The organism is Halomonas sp. PBN3 (genome assembly GCF_000475415.1).
GTDB lineage: Bacteria > Pseudomonadota > Gammaproteobacteria > Pseudomonadales > Halomonadaceae > Halomonas > Halomonas shengliensis.
This window is the reverse complement of sequence record NZ_AXCA01000050.1, coordinates 1-894: the sequence shown is the minus strand read 5'-3', so window position 1 is coordinate 894 and position 894 is coordinate 1. Positions and strand designations below refer to the sequence as shown.

1 protein-coding gene is annotated in these 894 nt (G+C 69.1%); it reads right to left on the bottom strand.

Annotated features, from left to right (window positions below):
- Nucleotides 1–686, bottom strand: a 686-nt coding sequence (locus Q673_RS22385) for a DNA-binding protein (protein ID WP_023004879.1), incomplete at its 3' end; no start/stop codon positions are given.
- Between the last annotated feature and the right edge of the window lie 208 nt (nucleotides 687–894).

The window sequence follows — 894 nt, the reverse complement described above, 5'->3', positions numbered from 1 at the left end:
GCCTTCTCCAGGGCCTGGCGCTCCTGGCGGGCCTGGTCGAGCAGCGCCATCAGGCGTGACTCCGCGCTCTCGTGGCGCTGTTCCTCCCGGGCCAGGCGCTCGCGATGTGCCGCCTCGGCGGCCTCCAGGGCCTGGCGATGCTCATCGGCCAGGCGCTGCGCCTCCTCGCGATGGCGGGCCAGCAGCGACTCCAGCTCCGCCAGGCGGGTGGCGAGCCGGGTCTCCTGCTTCTCGCGGGCCTCCAGCTCCGCTTCCCGGCGGGCCAGCTCGGCGGAGAGCGATCCCAGGCGTGCCTCGGTGCCGGCCAGGTGCTGTGCCAGGGCCGCCTCGCGCTGCTCGGCATCCTCGGCGACCCGGCGTGCCTCGGCGGCGCTTTCGCGGGCCTCTTCCGCGCGGCGGTCGGCCTCCTCTCGGTAGTGGGCCAGGGCCTCGTTGGCACTCTCCTGGGCCTGGCGCCACAGCCCCTCGGCCAGCTCCTGCAGGGCGGCCGGCATGCCACGGGGCGGCGGCACGTCACGGTTCTGGGCGCGCCGTTGCCGCCACTCGCGCAGGTGGTCGCTGATGGTGGTGAAGCTGCCGGTGCCCAGCCGCTCGCGAACCTTCTGCACGCTGGGGGATTCCCCCTGGGCGAGCAGCTCGTCGATCGCGCGCTGGACGTCGTCGTAGGTCACGCCGCTGCGGGCCATGGGCTCTCCTGGTGGTATCGCCTGGGTCATGTGGGGCGGGTCGAGAGGCGCAGCATAGCCCCGTGACGCCGGAAAGGGAAGCTTTTTACGTTATACGTAATACGTAAAATACGATACGCAATTGAGTAAAAAATCAAGATTACGCGGCTTATCTTGATTTTCTATGGCTATGACAGGCAAGCTGAACCACAAGGAGCAAGGAGCAAGG